Annotated in this window: 1 protein-coding gene; it reads left to right on the top strand. The window is 65.1% G+C overall.

Going from position 1 to position 1,515, the window contains the following annotated elements; translation table 11 throughout:
* Positions 1–123 precede the first annotated feature (123 nt).
* Positions 124–1,350 (top strand): ABC transporter substrate-binding protein, encoded by a 1,227-nt coding sequence (locus EOA29_RS36155; RefSeq protein WP_126095797.1) that lies wholly within the window; start codon positions 124–126, stop codon positions 1,348–1,350.
* Positions 1,351–1,515 lie beyond the last annotated feature (165 nt).

Raw genomic sequence — 1,515 nt, 5'->3', positions numbered from 1 at the left:
GCATTCAAGTGCTGGGTGGGCATCTGATGGCTGTCGACGCGCGCGGTCTCCGTCGCCAGCGCCAAAGGGAGGTCCACCGCCTTGAAGCTTTTCCATGCATTTTTAGCGCTGGCAGTCGGCGCCATGCTGTCGGCTGCCCCGGCACGGGCCGTCGACCTGTCGATCGTGTCGGGAGACACCGGCAGCGGCATCAAGGTGCTGCGCGAGATACTCGACCAGTATGAGAAGAAGAGCGGCAACAAGGTCAACATCGTCGTCATGCCGCCGTCGACGACCGACCAGTTCGGCCAGTACAAGCTGTGGCTCGCCGCCGGCAACACCGACATCGACGTCTATCAGACCGATGTGATCTGGGCGCCGCAGCTCGCCAGCCAGCTCGTCGACCTGACCGCGGCGACCAAGGATGTCGTCGGTGCGCATTTCCCGTCGATCATCCAGTCGCAGACCGTCAACGGCAAGCTCATCGCGCTGCCGATCTTCACCGACGCGCCGGCGCTCTACTACCGCAAGGACCTGCTCGACAAATACGGCGCCAAGGTGCCGACCACCTGGAAGGAGCTGGCCGATACCGCCAAGCTCGTCATGGACAAGGAGCGGGCCGCCGGCAACAAGGACATGTGGGGCTTCGTCTTCCAGGGCAACGCCTATGAGGGGCTGACCTGCGACGCGCTCGAATGGGTGATGTCGAATGGCGGCGGCCAGATCATCGAGCCCGACGGCACCGTCTCCATCAACAATGCAAAGGCGGCGACGGCGCTCGACATGGCCAAGGGGTGGATCGGCACCATCGCGCCGCCCGGCGTGCTCGCCTACCAGGAAGAGGAATCGCGCGGCGTCTGGCAGACCGGCAATGCGGTCTTCATGCGCAACTGGCCCTATGCCTATGCGCTGGGCAACGGCCCTGACGCACCGATCAAGGGCAAGTTCGACGTGGCGCCGCTGCCGGCCGGCACGGACGAGGGCGCGCGGCCGGCCGCGACGCTCGGCGGCTGGAATCTTGCCGTCTCCAAATATTCGAAAAACCCAGACGCGGCGATCGATATGGTCAAGTTCATCGCCTCGCCCGAAATGCAGAAATACCGGACGCTGAGAACGTCCAACCTGCCGACCATCCAGGCGCTCTATGACGATGCCGACATCGCCAAGGAACAGCCGATCATCCCGCGCTGGAAAGAGGTCTTCCTCAACGCGGCGCCGCGCCCGTCCGCCGCGGTCAAGGTCAAATACAACGAGGCGTCGAGCCAGTTCTGGACCGCCGTGCACAAGACCTTGTCGGGCGAAGGCAGCGCCGTCGACAATCTCGCTGATCTCGAAGTGACGCTGACCAAGCTGAAGGGCAACGGCTGGTGACCGCGGAGCCTGCGGGGGCAGGCTCCGGCGTCGTCGCCGGCAGAGCGAGCGCCGGCAGGTCCGCGCCGGCGAAAGCCGAGGTGACCGCCCGGCGTCCATCCTCGCAACTGATGCGTCAGCGCGTACGCTCGGCCTGGCTGTTCCTCACGCCGATGCTTGTGGTGC

The organism is Mesorhizobium sp. M1E.F.Ca.ET.063.01.1.1 (genome assembly GCF_003998155.1).
Taxonomy (GTDB): Bacteria; Pseudomonadota; Alphaproteobacteria; order Rhizobiales; family Rhizobiaceae; genus Mesorhizobium.
This window is presented reverse-complemented; position numbering and strand designations above follow the sequence as displayed.